The following is a 1,039-nucleotide window of genomic DNA, read 5'->3' on the forward strand; positions in this document are numbered from 1 at the left end:
CAATGAAAGATAAGGCTGTAATTGATTCGCAATATCTGCTTAAAAAATATCGATCCAGATTGAAGGATTTTGTATTGACGTCTGATGATTTTTACGACCTCTTAAGAGATTGTGGACAGCGAATTTTTCCGCTGAATAATGCTGAAAATTTGAATCAAATGACAAAAGCGATTGATGGTAATAAATCCAAAATAAAAGAGCTTAAAAGGGCAGTAAACGAGTTGGAGCTTTATCAACTTAAAAGCTTTAATGAAAAGATCATAAACCTGAATAAAGATCTGGCATCAACTATAGAGAAAGCGGTAAAATCTCATTTAAACTTTTTGCTGGATATGGCAGAGGAGAAGTCCTTAGATCAGAACTCATCGGAATTCCATGTTACCCAAAAGAGCTATATCGAAAGAGTGAAGAATCAGTTTACATGGGAGTTGCTTAATGAAATGGGGAAAAGAGAGTGGAGTGTTAAAAATAAATATAAGAATGATCAAAAAAGGAAGAAGCACAGGAAGAGGAAGTTTTAGTAATAGAGTAAAATAAAATTGACTAAAAATGCTATATTTGTAAAATATATTTTACTATATGGCTAAAAAGAAGATTGTAATTTTACCTAAAACAAAAAGGATACTTAATGAATTGGGAGCAAATATTAAGCTGGCACGACTGAGGCGTAAGCTGAGTGCTGAACAGGTGGCGGAAAGAGCCGGTATCAGCAGACCCACACTGTTTGCCATTGAGAAAGGAGCTCCCACGGTTAGTATTGGTTCCTATCTGTTGGTTTTGCAGGTATTGGGCTTGGAAAAGGATTTTCTTTTGATTGCACGGGATGATGAGTTGGGTAGAAAACTGCAGGATGCACAGATCATTACAAAAGAAAGGGCACCTAAAAAGTAAATTATGGCTAAGGACAATCACAGAGATATTTTTGTATATGCAGATTGGAAAGTAATGAAAGAACCCATGTTAATGGGCATCTTGCATTCCAATCGCCTGAGAGGGAAAGAAATATTTTCTTTTGAATATGATAAAGATTGGTTACAAA

2 protein-coding genes are annotated in these 1,039 nt (G+C 35.3%); both read left to right on the plus strand.

The genetic code is table 11. The features are described 5' to 3' along the window. Positions 1–521, plus strand: a 521-nt coding sequence (locus tag KEM10_RS23775; protein WP_212220878.1) for a hypothetical protein, incomplete at its 5' end; no start/stop codon positions are given. A gap of 58 nt (positions 522–579) precedes the next feature. After that, the gene (locus KEM10_RS23780) at positions 580–891 is read left to right on the plus strand and encodes a helix-turn-helix domain-containing protein (RefSeq protein WP_212220881.1); all 312 of its coding nucleotides are present in this window, start codon (positions 580–582) and stop codon (positions 889–891) included. The last annotated feature ends 148 nt before the right edge of the window (positions 892–1,039 follow it).

This window comes from Carboxylicivirga linearis (genome assembly GCF_018271995.1).
In the GTDB taxonomy this organism is placed as follows: Bacteria; Bacteroidota; Bacteroidia; order Bacteroidales; family Marinilabiliaceae; genus Carboxylicivirga; species Carboxylicivirga linearis.